The following is a 16,003-nucleotide window of genomic DNA, read 5'->3' as shown; positions in this document are numbered from 1 at the left end:
CACGTTTCGCCAGCGAGCGTCATCGTCCGGCAAAAAAATACCCGGCAGCGCTAACGCTTACCGGGCATGTCTTACCTCTTTATAACGGATACTGTCAGGCTAACGCTTTAGTTATCTTCTCGTACAGATCGCCGGAAAGATTCTCCAGTCCTTTTAACTGCTCCAGCGCCGCGCGCATTTTCTCCTGACGCTTATCATCATAACGTTTCAGACGAATCAGCGGTTCAATGAGGCGAGATGCTACCTGCGGGTTACGGCTATTCAGATCGGTCAGCATCTCGACCAGGAACTGGTATCCGCTACCGTCTTGCGCATGGAACGCCGCCGGGTTGCTGCCAGCAAACGCGCCAATTAATGAACGGATGCGGTTCGGGTTGCTCATACTGAAAGAACGGTGTTTGAGCAGGCCGCGTACGGTTTCCAGTACATTTTCCGCCGGGCTTGTGGATTGCAGGATAAACCATTTATCCATCACCAGGCCGTCCTGATGCCACTTATCGTCATACTCCTGCATCAGCGTATCGCGGCACGGCAACTGCGCCGCCACCGCAGCAGACAGGGCCGCCAGCGCATCGGTCATATTATTGGCGTCGCGATACTGTTTGCTGACCAGCGTATTAGCCAGCTCCGTCTCGCCAAACGCCAGGAAGCGCAGGCAAGCATTGCGCAGCGTGCGCTTACCGATATCGCCGTGATCAACACGATACTCATCCAGATGATTGGCGTTATAGATAGCCAGGAACTCATCCGCCAGTTCTGCCGCCAGCGTACGCGTTAGCGCTTCACGAACTTGCGCAATGGCGATCGGGTCAATGACCTCAAACAGCTCCGCAATTTCATTGGCCGAAGGCAGCGTTAAAATTTCTGCGGCCAACGCCGGATCGATTTTCTCATCCAACAGTACTGCGCGGAACGCATCAGCGACATGCACCGGAAGCGATAGCGGTTGCCCCTGCTGATGACGCGCCACATTCAGTTTAATGTATGTGGCCAGCAGACTTTGCGCCGCATCCCAACGGGAGAAATCATTGCGCGCATGGCGCATCAGGAACGTCAACTGCTGATCGCTCCATTTATATTCCAGTTTCACCGGCGCTGAAAACTCGCACAGCAAGGCCGGAACAGGTTGGAAGTAAACATTATCGAAGGTAAATGTCTGCTCCGCCTGCGTGACGTTCAGCACGGCATTGACCGGGTGACCGCCTTTTTGCAACGGAATGACGTTGCCTTCGTTATCGTACAGTTCGATGGCGAATGGAATATGCAGCGGCTGCTTCTCCGCCTGATCCGCCGTCGCCGGAGTGCGCTGGCTGATGGTCAACGTGTACTGCTCGGTTTCCGGATTATAATCATCTTTTACCGTTACAATCGGCGTGCCGGACTGACTGTACCAGCGGCGGAAATGGGACAAATCGACATTAGAAGCATCTTCCATCGCCTGTACGAAGTCATCACACGTCGCTGCGCTGCCGTCATGGCGCTCAAAATAAAGCTGCATCCCCTTCTGGAAATTTTCCTCACCCAGCAACGTGTGGATCATGCGAATGACTTCCGCACCCTTTTCATAAACGGTGAGGGTGTAGAAGTTATTCATTTCGATTACTTTATCCGGGCGGATAGGATGCGCCATCGGGCTGGCGTCTTCCGCGAATTGTAAACCGCGCATGGTACGCACGTTACTGATGCGGTTCACCGCGCGTGACCCCAAATCAGAGCTAAACTCCTGATCGCGGAACACGGTTAGCCCCTCTTTCAGGCTCAACTGGAACCAGTCGCGGCAGGTGACGCGGTTGCCGGTCCAGTTGTGGAAATACTCATGACCTATCACGCGCTCAATATCGAGATAATCTTTATCCGTCGCGGTATCGGTTCGCGCCAGCACGTATTTGGAGTTAAAGATATTAAGACCTTTATTCTCCATCGCGCCCATATTAAAGAAATCCACCGCGACAATCATATAGATGTCGAGGTCATATTCGAGCCCAAAACGCGTTTCATCCCATTTCATGGAATTTTTCAGCGAGGTCATTGCCCACGGCGCGCGATCCAGATTGCCACGGTCAACGTACAGTTCTAACGCGACGTCACGCCCGGAGCGGGTGGTAAAGGTATCGCGCAGCACGTCAAAATCACCGGCCACCAGCGCAAACAGATAACACGGTTTCGGGAACGGATCTTGCCACTGAACCCAGTGACGGCCATTCTCCAGTTCACCCTGCGCAACACGGTTGCCATTGGAAAGCAGGAACGGATATTTGCTTTTATCGGCAATAATTTTGGTGGTAAATCGCGCCAGTACGTCCGGGCGGTCAAGATACCAGGTAATATGGCGGAAGCCCTCCGCTTCACACTGGGTACAGAGCGCATCGCCGGACTGGTACAATCCTTCCAGCGCCGTATTCGCCGCCGGACTTATCTCGTTGACAATGCGTAACGTAAAACGCTCTGGCAGGTCGCTGATGATAAGCGCGCCCTCTTCTTCCTTATATGCTGTCCACGGCGCATCGTTGACGTGGATAGATACCAGCGTTAAATCTTCCCCATCAAGGCGAAGAGGCGCATCAGGCGCGCCATGACGAACAGCCTGGCTTATTGCGGTGACCACGGTTTTTTCGGCATCGAGGTCAAAGGTCAAGTCAATATCAGTAATCTGGTAATCCGGCGCGCGATAGTCATGGCGGTATTTGGCTTGTGGCTGTTGTGTCATAAAAAACCTTTCGCATCTTTGTGTAGAGTGTCGACTCCAGTCTATTCCTGTTGCGCAAATCGCGCTACGCAGAATGTTCATCTTTTCAGGCACAAACGGCCTATTTGCTACATTTTTATAACATGGGGCACGAAATGCGCTCGACCCTAAAGACAGCTTATGGTGTGATCGGGGTTCAATAAATCGCTAAACAAGGTATACTCCAGCGGTTTTCTTAGTTGTTTATTGTACTAAACGCTCCCGTGAGAGGACGCAACAGCGCACCTATGACACAATTCGCTTCTCCTGTTCTGCACTCGTTGCTGGATACAGATGCTTATAAGTTGCATATGCAGCAAGCCGTTTTTCATCACTACTATGATGTGCAGGTAGCGGCTGAGTTTCGTTGCCGTGGCGACGACCTGCTGGGTATTTATGCCGATGCTATTCGCGAGCAGGTGGACGCGATGCAGCACCTGCGCCTCCAGGAGGACGAGTTCCAGTGGCTCTCCGACCTGCCCTTTTTTAAACCGGATTATCTGAACTGGTTACGCGAGTTTCGCTATAACCCAGCTCAAGTCTGTGTCACCAACGATAACGGCAAGCTGAATATTCGCTTAACCGGCCCGTGGCGTGAAGTCATTATGTGGGAAGTGCCGCTGCTGGCCGTGATCAGTGAGCTGGTTCATCACTACCGCTCGCCAAACGCGGACGTTGATCAGGCGCTCGACGCGCTGGAAAGTAAGCTGGTTGATTTCACTGCGTTAACCGCCAATCTCGATATGTCCCGCTTCCACCTGATGGACTTCGGCACCCGCCGTCGTTTCTCTCGTGAAGTGCAGCAGGCGATAGTTAAACGTCTCCAGCAGGAGTCATGGTTCGTCGGCACCAGCAACTATGATCTCGCGCGTCGCCTGGCGCTTACGCCGATGGGTACTCAGGCGCACGAATGGTTCCAGGCGCATCAACAAATTAGTCCGGACCTGGCGACCAGCCAGCGTGCCGCGTTGGCCGCCTGGCTTAACGAATATCCGGACCAGCTTGGTATCGCATTGACAGATTGCATTACAATGGATGCGTTTTTACGCGATTTCGGCATTGAATTCGCCAGCCGTTATCAGGGGTTACGCCACGACTCAGGAGACCCTGTCGCATGGGGCGAAAAGGCGATTGCCCATTATGAAAAGCTGGGGATTGATCCGCTGACAAAAACGCTGGTCTTTTCAGATAACCTTGATCTGCCAAAGGCGGTCGAGCTCTATCGCCATTTCGCCTCTCGCGTGCAGCTAAGCTTCGGCATCGGTACCCGACTGACCTGTGATATCCCTCAGGTAAAACCGCTCAATATCGTGATTAAACTCGTGGAATGTAACGGAAAGCCGGTGGCTAAACTTTCCGATAGCCCCGGTAAAACGATCTGTCATGATAAAGCGTTTGTGCGCGCGCTGCGTAAAGCGTTCGATCTCCCGCAGGTGCGTAAAGCAAGTTAACCATGCCTGTGCGAAGCGCCCGGAAAGTGGGCGCTTTGTTACTCTTCTGACCATCTTACCTGTTCTGGCCGCGATGGTGACTATTCTTTCCCTTCACTCTTCGACATATTTACGTGCGTGATTTGCGTTGTTTTTACAGAATTAGTGTCCCGCTGTGTACGCGTTCTGAATAAATTGAATTCGCTAATAAATTCTTTACGCAGCAAGAACAGAGCAATTACGTTGGGGATAACCAGAAAACCGACAGCAATATCAGCCATTAACCAGATTACCGGGATTTCCATATTAACGGCAATCAGTGGCGGCAAAAAATATACCCATTTAATGATGCGTTCTAGCTTATCGCCAAAGATATAGTTTATTGAAGTGCGAAATTTAATATATGAACCAAGATAAGAAGTAAACAGAATCAACGCCACACCGAGACAGAGAACCTGAACAATAATCGGATGCCATGTTTCTTTTAAGGCGGCAAAGATAATCTGAATACCTTGATAGCTGGCGTCTGTCCACATACCAGAAGCAAGTACAGCAAATGCAGTAAAGTTACAGGTAATCATTGAGACAAAAAAAACTTCCACTGCCCCCCACATTCCCTGACGGAAAGCGTAATCCACGTTGGCAGTAGCATGTACTGTGGCCGAGGTACCCATGCCAGCTTCGTTAGTGAATATTCCGCGACTGGCTCCTTTACTGATGGCCATCATGATGGTTGACCCGACAAAGCCACCGGCTGCTGGCGCAGGGGCAAAGGCATAATAGAAAATACTTTTTATAACCTGTGGGATAGCCTCGATATTCAATACCACTACACCAGCGGCACCAATGAAATAGGCAATGGTGATCGGTGGAAGTGCAATCGTACAGAATTTACCAAGACTGGCGAGTCCTTTTAAAATAACCAACGCGCCTACGATGACAATAAATCCCCCAATGACGCCTTGTTGGGATGTCAAACGTATAGTGAATGACCGCCGCCATCGTATTAGCTTGCACAAAACAGGCATCCGTAATAACCAGAATCATTAATGCAAACGCATATAATCCTGCCAGGGGATGCCATTTTTTATTGAGCCCTTTCTTAATATAATGCATTGGGCCGCCATAATATTCGCCATTCTCACCTTTACTTCGGTATTTCACCGCCAGCGTCACTTCAACCATTTTGGTCATCATACCCACGACCGCAATGATCCACATCCAGAAAATTGCCCCAGGTCCGCCAACCGCAATAGCCGCAGCAACACCTGCGATCGTTCCCGCGCCTAATGAGCCGGATAGCACAGTGGCAGCCACCTCTATTGATTTTAAGGATTTTTTAGACGCTGCCTCGCCAGTAGTGTTTTGTTTATTTTTTCCGGCAAGTGTACCAATTGTATTACGGTAAATTTCTTTTAAATTGATAATCTGGAAAAATTTGAGGCGTACTGTAAAATAAAAGCCAATGCCGATGACACACAAAAATAATGGGCCACCCCATAGAAATTCAAAGAGTTGTGAAAGTTGCTCTAACATAATGACCTCGGATTTAAATTAATTCGTTCAGTCTCAGAAATAATCTTTCCAGTTCAGCGTAATCCTAAATTTTGCCAACAACACTAAACTGGAAAGTCAGCGGGTAGGAGCATCCCTTACTCACTAAATGCCGTTTTAATGGTATATTGTTATGAAGTTTTGCTTCCTGCATTAGGTTTATTATGCGTATAAAAAACGCGTTTTTTACATGCTGCCTTTATTATCTAATTTTTTAGTCGTAATGTTTAAGCACTGCGTCCGTTCCAGACTATATCTTCATAAATATCTGGGGACGTATCGCCTTCGGTGCTAATAAGCAAAACATGAGCATTGGCATCAAGCTGTAAGCGATTAGCAAGATCCTGATAATGCATATTGTTCATCAACTCATAAAGTAACCCTACGCCAATAGCTCCGGACTCGCCGGAAATAAAAGGCGTATCAGTGCCTGGACGCGGCGCGGCAGAAATGCGCATACCCTTAGCCGCCAGACAATCATCAGCGGAAATAAAACAACTGGTGTTGTCCCGAATAATAGGCCAACTGATAATATTCGGCTCCCCACACGCAAGCCCGGCCATTATCGTCGCCATATCGCCAGTGACGCAGTGAGGTTGACCATCATTCATAACTGCGGATTGATAAAGACAGTTGGCCTGATGCGGCTCAACCACAATAATATTAGGGATATTTTCCTGCATTTTTTCAACAAAATAACCCATAACACTGCCAGCAAACGATCCCACCCCCGCTTGTAAAATAAGGTGGGTTGGCAACGGACTGTTTGTTTCTGCGAGCTGCTCATAAGCTTCAACCGCTAGTGTCATATAGCCTTGCATAATCCACGTTGGGATCTCTTCATACCCTGTCCAGGCTGTATCCTGCAAAAGCACCCAGCCTTTTGTTTGCGCCATTCTATGGGCCAGTCGCACTGCATCATCGTAGTTCAGATCGGTGATGGTGCATTCAGCTCCATGATGGCGAATATTCTCTGCCCGGATTAACGATGATCCTTTAGGCATATAAACGACGGCTTTTAGACCTAATTGCTCCGCCGCCCACGCCACACCACGGCCATGATTGCCATCCGTCGCGGTAACAAAAACACAATCCTTAATTTTTTCTTTAATCTCAGGAGTGTTAAGGGCAGCAAAACTTAACGAGTTAATATCACATTGCAATTTATCAGCGAGATATTTTCCTACAGCATAAGAGCCTCCCAGACCTTTAAAAGCATTCAGACCAAAACGCCAGGATTCATCTTTAATATGGATGGACCCTAGTCCAAGCCGCCGGCTTAGATGCGCCAGATTATGTAACGGCGTGACGGCATAATTGGGTAATTTTTTATGAAATGCTAACACCTCACGCCCAACATTTCCGTTAAGCAAACTTAAGGCCGCTCCTGTACCATATTTTTTCCGACGTGTATTAAACTGGTATTTAATAAGTTCATGCATAATGATACCTTTTGTTAAAGTTTATTTATTGAAATAATATGTTTTTGGCAATTATTGAGTAGAAACAAGTAAAGAACTCGCGTTTTGTGGCTGTAGTAGTGGTTATCCTCACTTTAATAAACCGTACTGATAAAAGAGTCGCACAATATCTATTACGTCCTTTTCTTTATTCCACTGATTATGATAGTACTATGCTTATTGCTGTTAAATGGCGCGAAAATGCCCATCGTCGTACAATTTTCACCTTTTTTTAACGACCTGGACGCAGCAAAATTGCGCACAGTGATAGTCATCACATTAAAGAGGTTATTTGCGATATGAAGCTTGACGCCTGGGATAAAAACATTCTGACATTATTGCAGCGCGATAATCGTCTTTCTCAGCGGGAAATCGCCGAACAGGTCAATCTTTCACCTTCGGCAGTGAATCGTCGTATCGCGGCACTGGAGGAGGCGGGCATAATTAAAGGCAATGTCAGCCTTATTGATGCTGGCAAAGTGGGACGCCCGGTCACGATTGTGGTGCAGGTGGTGATCGAAAACGAGCGATTCAATTTACTGGAAGAGGCTCGTCAACGGTTTGTCAGTTGCCCGCAGGTGCAGCAGGTCTACTACGTAACGGGCGATTTCGACTTTTTACTGGTGCTCAATGTTCGTGACATGGCGGAATATGAAGCGCTTACCCGTGAGCTTTTCTTTTCCTCAGGCAATATAAAGTCTTTTAAAACGATTGTCGTGATGCAAAACGCCAAGCAAGAGATGCGCGTCCTGATCGAGTAACGTGCGCAAAGCTTGCAAAACCAGCCTAAATTCTCAATGGTTCGCGAGCAGGTGCGAACTTTTTACAGGTTTCTTTCTGAAAACCTGCTTCCAGATGCGATTTCTGCTTGTCTGATTGCAGATGCCAGGTAACATAGGAATACCCCCATTTCGGGTGGACAAGTGTTTATTTTTTCCGACTATTAACAGAGAGAATATTATGAGCGTTGTGCCTGTAGCCGACGTACTCCAGGGCCGTGTAGCCGTTGACCAAGAAGTCACCGTGCGCGGATGGGTGCGTACCCGCCGAGATTCAAAAGCTGGCATCTCCTTCCTCGCCGTTTATGACGGCTCCTGCTTTGATCCTGTACAGGCTGTCATTAATAATTCTCTGCCCAATTATAATGAAGAAGTATTACACCTGACGACAGGCTGCTCCGTGGTAGTAACAGGTAAGGTTGTCGCGTCGCCGGGACAGGGGCAAAGTTTCGAAATCCAGGCTACGAAAGTAGAGGTCGCAGGCTGGGTGGAAGATCCGGATACCTACCCGATGGCGGCAAAACGCCATAGCATTGAGTATCTGCGTGAGGTCGCGCATCTGCGCCCGCGCACTAACCTGATTGGCGCGGTAGCGCGCGTCCGCCATACTCTGGCGCAGGCGCTGCATCGCTTCTTCGATGAGCAGGGTTTCTTTTGGGTCTCTACCCCGCTGATTACCGCTTCCGATACCGAAGGCGCTGGCGAAATGTTCCGCGTCTCAACGTTGGATCTGGAAAACCTGCCGCGTAACGACCAGGGCAGAGTAGATTTTGACAAAGACTTTTTTGGCAAAGAATCATTCCTGACCGTCTCCGGCCAGCTCAACGGTGAAACCTATGCCTGCGCGCTGTCCAAAATCTATACTTTTGGGCCGACCTTCCGCGCGGAAAATTCCAACACCAGCCGCCACCTGGCGGAGTTCTGGATGCTGGAGCCGGAAATGGCGTTCGCCGATCTGGAAGACAACGCCCGTCTGGCGGAAGCTATGCTGAAATATGTCTTCAACGCGGTTCTGGAAGAGCGTGCGGATGACATGAAGTTCTTTGCCGAACGCGTGGATAAAGACGCTATCGCTCGTCTGGAGCGTTTTGTCTCCACCGACTTTGCTCAGGTGGATTACACCGATGCGGTCGCCATTCTGGAACGCTGTGGTAAGACATTTGAAAACCCGGTGTTCTGGGGCGTCGACCTCTCTTCCGAACACGAACGTTATCTGGCGGAAGAGCATTTCAAAGCGCCGGTAGTGGTGAAAAACTATCCGAAAGAAATTAAAGCGTTTTACATGCGCCTTAACGAAGATGGCAAAACCGTGGCGGCTATGGATGTGCTGGCGCCGGGAATCGGCGAAATCATCGGTGGTTCCCAGCGTGAAGAGCGTCTGGATGTGCTGGATGCCCGTATGGCCGAAATGGGGCTGAATAAAGAGGATTACTGGTGGTATCGCGACTTGCGTCGCTACGGTACTGTACCGCATTCCGGCTTTGGCCTGGGCTTTGAACGCCTTATCGCTTACGTCACGGGTGTGCAAAACGTGCGCGATGTTATTCCGTTCCCACGGACCCCACGCAACGCCAGCTTCTGATTTTTACGACACACTCAAGGCCAGCTATGCTGGCCTTTTTTTCCGCCTGAATGTCAGTTTTATTATCAATAAGTAAATAAATTTAATTACAACCCTCTGAATTACCACATCTTGTTACTGTATATTTCACGAAAATATTTACACATAAAAATTAATCCTTAATTTTATTGCGGATTAGATTTTTCTGCTCTAATAGCACAATTTTTCACCACAATTTCGGACATCAAGACTTCTAAATGGCTATTTTTATGAAATAGCTCGTCTGCTGCTTTTTCAGGCACAACGGTTCTACAAGCCAATAATTACAATAAAATCATAGTGATAAAAGAAAAACGATCAAATCAAAGCGAGAACTCAGGGGAAGTTTGACGTTGTTCACAAAGTTCCACGAAAATAACATTTATTTACATATTTTTTCCTTTTGAAACTAAATCTTTATATTTGTAGCACTTTCACGGTAGCGAAACGTTAGTTTGAATGGAAAGATGCCTGTCAGACACATAAAGACACCAAACTCTCATCAATATTTCTGTAAAGTTTTATTGACGGAATTTATTGACGGCAGTGGCAGGTGTCATATAAAAAAACCAATGAGGGTAATAAATAATGATGAAGCGCAAAATCCTGGCAGCGGTGATCCCTGCCCTGCTGGCTGCTGCAACCGCAAACGCAGCAGAAATTTATAATAAAGATGGTAATAAGCTGGATCTGTACGGTAAAGCCGTGGGTCGTCACGTATGGACAACGACCGGCGATAGTAAAAATGCCGACCAGACTTATGCCCAGATTGGTTTTAAAGGGGAAACGCAGATTAACACCGATCTGACCGGTTTCGGTCAGTGGGAATACCGTACTAAAGCAGACCGCGCTGAAGGCGAACAGCAGAACTCGAATCTGGTACGTCTGGCTTTCGCGGGTTTGAAATACGCGGAAGTGGGTTCAATCGATTATGGTCGTAACTACGGTATCGTTTACGATGTTGAATCCTATACCGATATGGCCCCCTACTTCTCCGGCGAAACCTGGGGCGGCGCCTATACCGATAACTACATGACCAGCCGTGCTGGCGGTTTGTTGACCTACCGTAACTCTGACTTCTTTGGTCTGGTGGACGGTCTCTCTTTCGGTATTCAGTATCAGGGTAAAAATCAGGACAACCACAGCATTAACTCTCAGAATGGCGATGGCGTAGGTTACACCATGGCATATGAGTTCGACGGCTTTGGCGTCACCGCAGCATACAGCAACAGCAAGCGTACTAACGATCAGCAGGATCGCGATGGTAATGGCGATCGCGCAGAATCGTGGGCCGTTGGCGCGAAATATGATGCAAACAACGTCTACCTGGCTGCCGTATATGCTGAAACCCGCAATATGAGCATTGTTGAAAATACGGTTACCGATACCGTGGAAATGGCAAACAAAACGCAGAACCTGGAAGTGGTCGCTCAGTACCAGTTTGACTTCGGCCTGCGTCCGGCAATCTCGTATGTGCAGAGTAAAGGTAAGCAGTTGAACGGCGCCGACGGCTCGGCCGATCTGGCGAAATATATTCAGGCGGGCGCGACTTACTACTTCAACAAAAACATGAACGTATGGGTTGACTACCGTTTCAACCTGCTGGACGAAAACGACTACAGCTCCAGCTACGTTGGCACCGACGATCAGGCGGCTGTCGGTATTACTTACCAGTTCTGATCAGCAGACCCCTTTGTTTTATGCCTCAAAAACAGGACTTCGGTCCTGTTTTTTTATCTCTCTTAGAGAAAATGTGCGTCTTTCAAAAACAGGCGGGCTTTTTAGCGCTAACGGTTGGCATTTTGTAAATCTGCCGTTAACCTGATAGCGGATTTCCCTTCTGTAACTATAATGGAACCTCGTCATGTTTGAGAACATAACCGCCGCTCCTGCCGACCCGATTTTGGGCCTGGCCGATCTGTTTCGCGCCGATGACCGTCCAGGGAAAATTAACCTTGGCATTGGCGTATATAAAGATGAAACCGGCAAAACACCGGTGCTCACCAGCGTTAAAAAAGCCGAGCAGTATTTACTGGAAAATGAAACGACGAAAAACTATCTCGGCATTGACGGGATTCCGGAATTTGCTCGCTGTACTCAGGAACTGCTGTTCGGCAAAGGCAGCGCGCTGATTAACGATAAGCGCGCACGCACGGCGCAAACGCCGGGCGGTACCGGCGCGTTACGCATTGCCGCCGACTTTTTGGCAAAAAATACTCCGGTAAAACGGGTGTGGGTGAGCAACCCCAGCTGGCCGAACCACAAAAGCGTGTTTAACGCTGCCGGCCTGGAAGTTCGGGAGTACGCTTACTACGATGCGGAAAATCACACGCTGGATTTTGAAGCGCTACAAGCCAGCCTGAGCGAAGCACAGGCCGGCGATGTGGTTCTGTTCCACGGTTGCTGTCATAACCCAACCGGCATTGACCCTACTCTGGAACAGTGGCAGGTTCTGGCTGAGCTTTCCGTTGAAAAAGGGTGGCTGCCGCTATTCGATTTCGCTTACCAGGGCTTTGCCCGCGGCCTGGAAGAAGATGCGGAAGGTCTGCGCGCCTTTGCCGCGCTGCATAAAGAGCTTATTGTCGCCAGCTCCTACTCCAAAAACTTCGGCTTATATAATGAACGCGTCGGCGCCTGCACCCTCGTGGCTGCCGATGTGGAAACCGTGGATCGCGCTTTTAGCCAGATGAAATCCGCCATTCGCGCTAACTACTCCAACCCACCAGCGCACGGCGCGTCCATCGTCGCGACTATCCTGAGTAATGACGCCCTGCGCGCTATCTGGGAACAGGAACTGACGGACATGCGCCAGCGTATTCAGCGTATGCGTCAACTGTTCGTGAATACCTTGCAGGAAAAAGGCGCGAACCGTGACTTCAGCTTTATTATCAAGCAGAACGGGATGTTCTCATTCAGCGGTCTGACCAAAGATCAGGTGCTGCGTCTGCGTGAAGAGTTTGGCGTTTATGCCGTGGCTTCTGGTCGCGTGAACGTGGCGGGCATGACCCCGGATAATATGGCACCGCTGTGCGAAGCCATTGTCGCGGTACTGTAAAAAGCTGCCGACTGGCGTGACCGATAAAAAAGCCTGCACATTGCAGGCTTTTTCATTCTGCTTACCAGACCGGCATCTCATCTTGCAGGAAGGGATTATGCAGACGCTCGTACCCGAGCGTAGAGAGCGGGCCGTGGCCAGGAATAAAGGTCACATCATCGCCAAGCGGCAATAATTTTCGCTTAATGGCGTCAATCAACTGGGTGTGATCGCCGCGAGGAAAATCGCTGCGCCCAACGCCACCTTTGAAAATCACATCGCCGGAGATCAGCAGTTGCGACTGTTCATCAAAGAAAACCACGTGTCCCGGCGTGTGTCCCGGACAATGTAACACCTGTAACGTCACATTCCCTACGCTGACGCGATCGCCATCGTTCAGCCAGCGATCAGGCGTCAGCGGCTGACACTCATCCAGACCAAACATGCGGCTTTGCGCCGGCAGTCCTTGCAGCCAGAACTCATCTTCTTTTTCCGGACCGATAACAGGAACGCCGTAATGCTGCGCCAGTTCACTCGCCGCGCCGACATGATCGAGATGCCCATGCGTGAGTAAAATTTGCATCAACGTCACGCCGCTGGCGTCCACTTCCTGTTTAATTTTTTCCGCGTCGCCGCCCGGATCGACCAGTGCCGCCAGCCGGGTTTGTTCGCACCAGATTAATGAACAGTTCTGGGAGAACGCGGTGACCGGAATAATACGATAGTTCATACTGCTCCTTTGATTAAGCCTCGCTGATTACCAGTGCCGCGCCGGCCCGGTATCAATATGCACAAAGTTACTACGTGGGTAATATCCTACACCACCTGCGCGCATAGATAACGCCGCTTTGCGAATATTGCTCAGCGCCACGCCTTCAATATGAAAATCCATCGCCTGCCCTTTTGTATGGTAGCTTTTTTTCGCTACGCCGCTGCTACGGGCGCGTAATTCATTATTGGTATCAAGAGAACGGTAGCCTGAGATGAGCTGCACAGGTTTACGCGTCCCTAACAGCCCCTGAAGTCGGTAAAGTTGGTCAAACAGGCGGGGATCGATTGATCGGACTTTATTCGCGCGATAGTCACGGAAAAAATGGTTTAACTTTGCTAATTCATCCTGAATGTAGGCTCTTCCATCGAAAAACTCCGCCTTGATTGACTCTCCGGTATGGAGATTGTTTAACGTCAAAATGCGCGGGCGTGGGGTCGAGAGTGTGGCAAACGCTGGCGCGGGCAGGATGGCGGCGCCGAGAGCGACACCACCAAGCGCCAGCAGCTTGCGGCGATTAGCGTCAAATTTGTCCATGATAATCAGGTCTACAGGTCAATGTTATCGTTAATACACTTCTACCTTTAAGCAGACATGATACCGGCTGGCACAGACTTCTGAACGGCCCGGTCGACTTAAAGGTTGTTGTATATGCACTTCTGGCGCACGAAAGGCACCTTAACTGCCGATAAAGCCCGCGTCAAGATGGCCCTCCCCCAGCCACAACGGGGGTCTACAGCGAAACGCCCCGTTGAAGCCAAACATTAGGACAACATATTTACCAGAACTTCTTCATTTACCTGATTAATTGTTCAACCTTTGGCACAATTTGTGCGCTGGATCGCGCTGTGAGATCGTAATTGTAAATATCTGTACGATATTGCATACGTCCATCTGCGCCGACAAACGCGGTCAGATAGTAAAGATTTACTGGAATGTTCTGCCGGATATTGACATACCGCGTGTCGCCTTGCTTCAGGGCGCCTGAGATCCGCGCATCGTTCCAGCCAGCATCCTGCAAGAGCATATTCGCCAGTTCAGAGGCCTTATTGACCCGCACGCAGCCGGAACTTAACGCCCTGGCGTCACGCTGAAAGAGATTATGGTTAGGCGTATCGTGCAGATAGATCGCATCTGAGCTCGGCATATTAAATTTATAACGCCCCAGCGAATTGTGCGCGCCTGGCGCCTGCTGGAAACGGAACGGAAGATTCGATGGCGTAATGGTGGCCCAGTCAACCTGCCACGGATCGATCGCTTCTTTGCTGTTCCAGCCGCGCATCACGGTGTAGCCATGGCGCTCCAGATAGCCTGGGTCATTCCACACCTTCGGTAAAATGTCTTTACGCGCAAGCGTGGGCGGAACGTTCCACGGCGGGTTCACCACCACATTATTCAGCGCGCTGCTCATCATCGGCGTTTTACGATCGGGACGCCCGACGATCACCCTCGAAGCCAGCACCTGGTTGCCATTCTGATAGTAGACCAGCGAATAAGCGGGAATGTTTACCATAATACCGGTAGAGAGTTCCGCCGGCAGCAGGCGTAAACGTTGGATATTCAGTGCCAGTACGCCTGCGCGTTGCGCGGGGGTCATATTAAGCCAGTTACGCGTCGCCGGGCCAATAACGCCATCCGCCCCCAGCCCTTGCCATGCCTGAAAACGCTTTACCGCCTCGACCAGTTCACGATCGTAGGCGCGTGCCGCCGGAGCCGACTTGCTACGGCGGGCCGTTGGTTCGTCGACCGGCTGCGCCACCGATGTTTCGACTACCGCGGCGGAGGGGCTGACGACGGCACTATCAGCAGTGTTATCGCCGGGTAAGGCTATCTTTGGACCTCCATCCAGCATCCCCGTACGCTGTAATATTTCGCGCAGCGCAGGCACATCGTTACTCCATTGCCCCGGGCGCAGCGTCGCGGTATTGGCCAACTGCGGCCACGGGCGAGAGTCCGCCACCAGCTTCAGCAACGCGTCATGCATGGGCGCATACTGTGGATGCTGCGGCGCCAGGCTGGCGACAAACATCGGCAACTGGCCCTCTTCCAGCGCGATTTGCCACTGGTTAATCACCGAGACTGGCGGCGTCGCCAATGCGTAAGGTTTGTTGCTATATAACCAGCGCTGGCCTTTGACGGGGATATTCGCAATGAAATGGAGATAGCCCATCATGGCGTCTGACAACACAACATCGCGCGCCATACCGTTTACGGCGGGATCGGTCAACAATGCCACCCAGGCGGTAAACTGCGGCTGGAATCCGGCAATCGCCACCTCCGCCAACTGTTGCTGGAAGGCTTTCACCGCATCGCGATTATCCCACATGGGCTTCATGTCGCGCGCGGCATACAGCAATGTCAGCTGGCTCATATAGACCGGCGTATAGCCGGAAGGAAGCTGCGACTGTAAATCAGCCCGGACTTTCTCGGCTGAAACGCCCTCCGGCAGCGGCTGAATCCCGGCCATAATCGCCGTCGCGGCGGATTGCTTCTGCGGCCCAGCCTGATCCGTCGCAGCAACGGCGCTATCGCCAGGTATCATTTCAGGCTCATCGGCCTGCGCATTGAACAGTGGAGCGAATGTTACGGCCAGGCATAAACTGATTGCCGACAGACAACGACCACACATCTTATTAAGCAACATCCCTTGCC

At 50.4% G+C, this 16,003-nt stretch carries 10 protein-coding genes and 1 pseudogene; 5 read left to right on the top strand and 6 right to left on the bottom strand.

Features of this window, described 5'->3' with window-relative positions; genetic code table 11:
- Window positions 1-94: 94 nt before the first annotated feature.
- A complete protein-coding gene (gene pepN, locus ACLD4F_RS00275; protein WP_076935081.1) occupies window positions 95-2,707 on the bottom strand; it encodes an aminopeptidase N in 2,613 nt (870 codons plus the stop codon).
- A 266-nt stretch (window positions 2,708-2,973) separates the two neighbouring features.
- Between pepN and pncB the strand changes: the two genes are divergently transcribed.
- On the top strand, window positions 2,974-4,176 hold the full coding sequence (gene pncB / locus ACLD4F_RS00270; RefSeq protein WP_411010628.1) for a nicotinate phosphoribosyltransferase: 1,203 nt from the start codon (window positions 2,974-2,976) through the stop codon (window positions 4,174-4,176).
- Window positions 4,177-4,256: 80 nt separating this feature from the next.
- Here pncB and ACLD4F_RS00265 read toward each other — a convergent pair.
- Together ACLD4F_RS00265 and dpaL are read right to left on the bottom strand one after the other, a co-directional pair.
- Window positions 4,257-5,691, bottom strand: a pseudogene (locus ACLD4F_RS00265) (alanine/glycine:cation symporter family protein).
- A 245-nt stretch (window positions 5,692-5,936) separates the two neighbouring features.
- A complete protein-coding gene (gene dpaL, locus ACLD4F_RS00260) occupies window positions 5,937-7,151 on the bottom strand; it encodes a diaminopropionate ammonia-lyase (protein ID WP_000544858.1) in 1,215 nt (404 codons plus the stop codon).
- A gap of 317 nt (window positions 7,152-7,468) precedes the next feature.
- On the opposite strand from dpaL, the gene ACLD4F_RS00255 reads away from it, so the two are divergent.
- The 4 genes from ACLD4F_RS00255 to aspC all read left to right on the top strand — a co-directional run bounded on the left by ACLD4F_RS00255 (window position 7,469) and on the right by aspC (window position 12,603).
- Window positions 7,469-7,930, top strand: a complete 462-nt coding sequence (locus ACLD4F_RS00255) for an Lrp/AsnC family transcriptional regulator (protein ID WP_000762342.1) — start codon at window positions 7,469-7,471, stop codon at window positions 7,928-7,930.
- Window positions 7,931-8,129: 199 nt separating this feature from the next.
- Window positions 8,130-9,530, top strand: a complete 1,401-nt coding sequence (gene asnS, locus ACLD4F_RS00250; protein WP_080250253.1) for an asparagine--tRNA ligase — start codon at window positions 8,130-8,132, stop codon at window positions 9,528-9,530.
- 606 nt (window positions 9,531-10,136) lie between these two features.
- Complete coding sequence (ompF, locus tag ACLD4F_RS00245; protein ID WP_000977709.1) at window positions 10,137-11,228, top strand: porin OmpF; 1,092 nt, start codon at window positions 10,137-10,139, stop codon at window positions 11,226-11,228.
- A 184-nt stretch (window positions 11,229-11,412) separates the two neighbouring features.
- Entirely contained in the window at window positions 11,413-12,603 is a 1,191-nt protein-coding gene (gene aspC / locus ACLD4F_RS00240; RefSeq protein ID WP_000462655.1) for an aspartate transaminase, read from the top strand.
- 61 nt (window positions 12,604-12,664) lie between these two features.
- On the opposite strand, the gene ACLD4F_RS00235 is transcribed toward aspC, so the two are convergent.
- The 3 genes from ACLD4F_RS00235 to ldtD all read right to left on the bottom strand — a co-directional run bounded on the left by ACLD4F_RS00235 (window position 12,665) and on the right by ldtD (window position 15,995).
- The gene (locus ACLD4F_RS00235; protein ID WP_001109471.1) at window positions 12,665-13,312 is read right to left on the bottom strand and encodes an MBL fold metallo-hydrolase; all 648 of its coding nucleotides are present in this window, start codon (window positions 13,310-13,312) and stop codon (window positions 12,665-12,667) included.
- 27 nt (window positions 13,313-13,339) lie between these two features.
- On the bottom strand, window positions 13,340-13,888 hold the full coding sequence (locus ACLD4F_RS00230; RefSeq protein WP_000357052.1) for a YcbK family protein: 549 nt from the start codon (window positions 13,886-13,888) through the stop codon (window positions 13,340-13,342).
- A gap of 259 nt (window positions 13,889-14,147) precedes the next feature.
- Window positions 14,148-15,995 (bottom strand): L,D-transpeptidase, encoded by a 1,848-nt coding sequence (ldtD, locus tag ACLD4F_RS00225; RefSeq protein ID WP_024158854.1) that lies wholly within the window; start codon window positions 15,993-15,995, stop codon window positions 14,148-14,150.
- Window positions 15,996-16,003: the final 8 nt, after the last annotated feature.

Origin of the sequence: Salmonella sp. 741265050_HSA (assembly GCF_046569445.1) — a bacterium.
GTDB lineage: Bacteria > Pseudomonadota > Gammaproteobacteria > Enterobacterales > Enterobacteriaceae > Salmonella > Salmonella enterica.
Note: the sequence above shows the minus strand (reverse complement) of the source record. Positions and strands in the feature narration are given on the sequence as shown.

Bases quoted from the DNA above. Each gene is read 5' to 3' on its own strand.
- ACLD4F_RS00235 (WP_001109471.1), bottom strand. From the start codon at position 13,312: ATGAACTATCGTATTATTCCGGTCACCGCGTTCTCCCAGAACTGTTCA.
- ACLD4F_RS00255 (WP_000762342.1), top strand. From the start codon at position 7,469: ATGAAGCTTGACGCCTGGGATAAAAACATTCTGACATTATTGCAGCGC.
- pepN (WP_076935081.1), bottom strand. From the start codon at position 2,707: ATGACACAACAGCCACAAGCCAAATACCGCCATGACTATCGCGCGCCG.
- dpaL (WP_000544858.1), bottom strand. From the start codon at position 7,151: ATGCATGAACTTATTAAATACCAGTTTAATACACGTCGGAAAAAATAT.
- ldtD (WP_024158854.1), bottom strand. From the start codon at position 15,995: ATGTTGCTTAATAAGATGTGTGGTCGTTGTCTGTCGGCAATCAGTTTA.
- pncB (WP_411010628.1), top strand. From the start codon at position 2,974: ATGACACAATTCGCTTCTCCTGTTCTGCACTCGTTGCTGGATACAGAT.
- ACLD4F_RS00230 (WP_000357052.1), bottom strand. From the start codon at position 13,888: ATGGACAAATTTGACGCTAATCGCCGCAAGCTGCTGGCGCTTGGTGGT.
- asnS (WP_080250253.1), top strand. From the start codon at position 8,130: ATGAGCGTTGTGCCTGTAGCCGACGTACTCCAGGGCCGTGTAGCCGTT.
- aspC (WP_000462655.1), top strand. From the start codon at position 11,413: ATGTTTGAGAACATAACCGCCGCTCCTGCCGACCCGATTTTGGGCCTG.
- ompF (WP_000977709.1), top strand. From the start codon at position 10,137: ATGATGAAGCGCAAAATCCTGGCAGCGGTGATCCCTGCCCTGCTGGCT.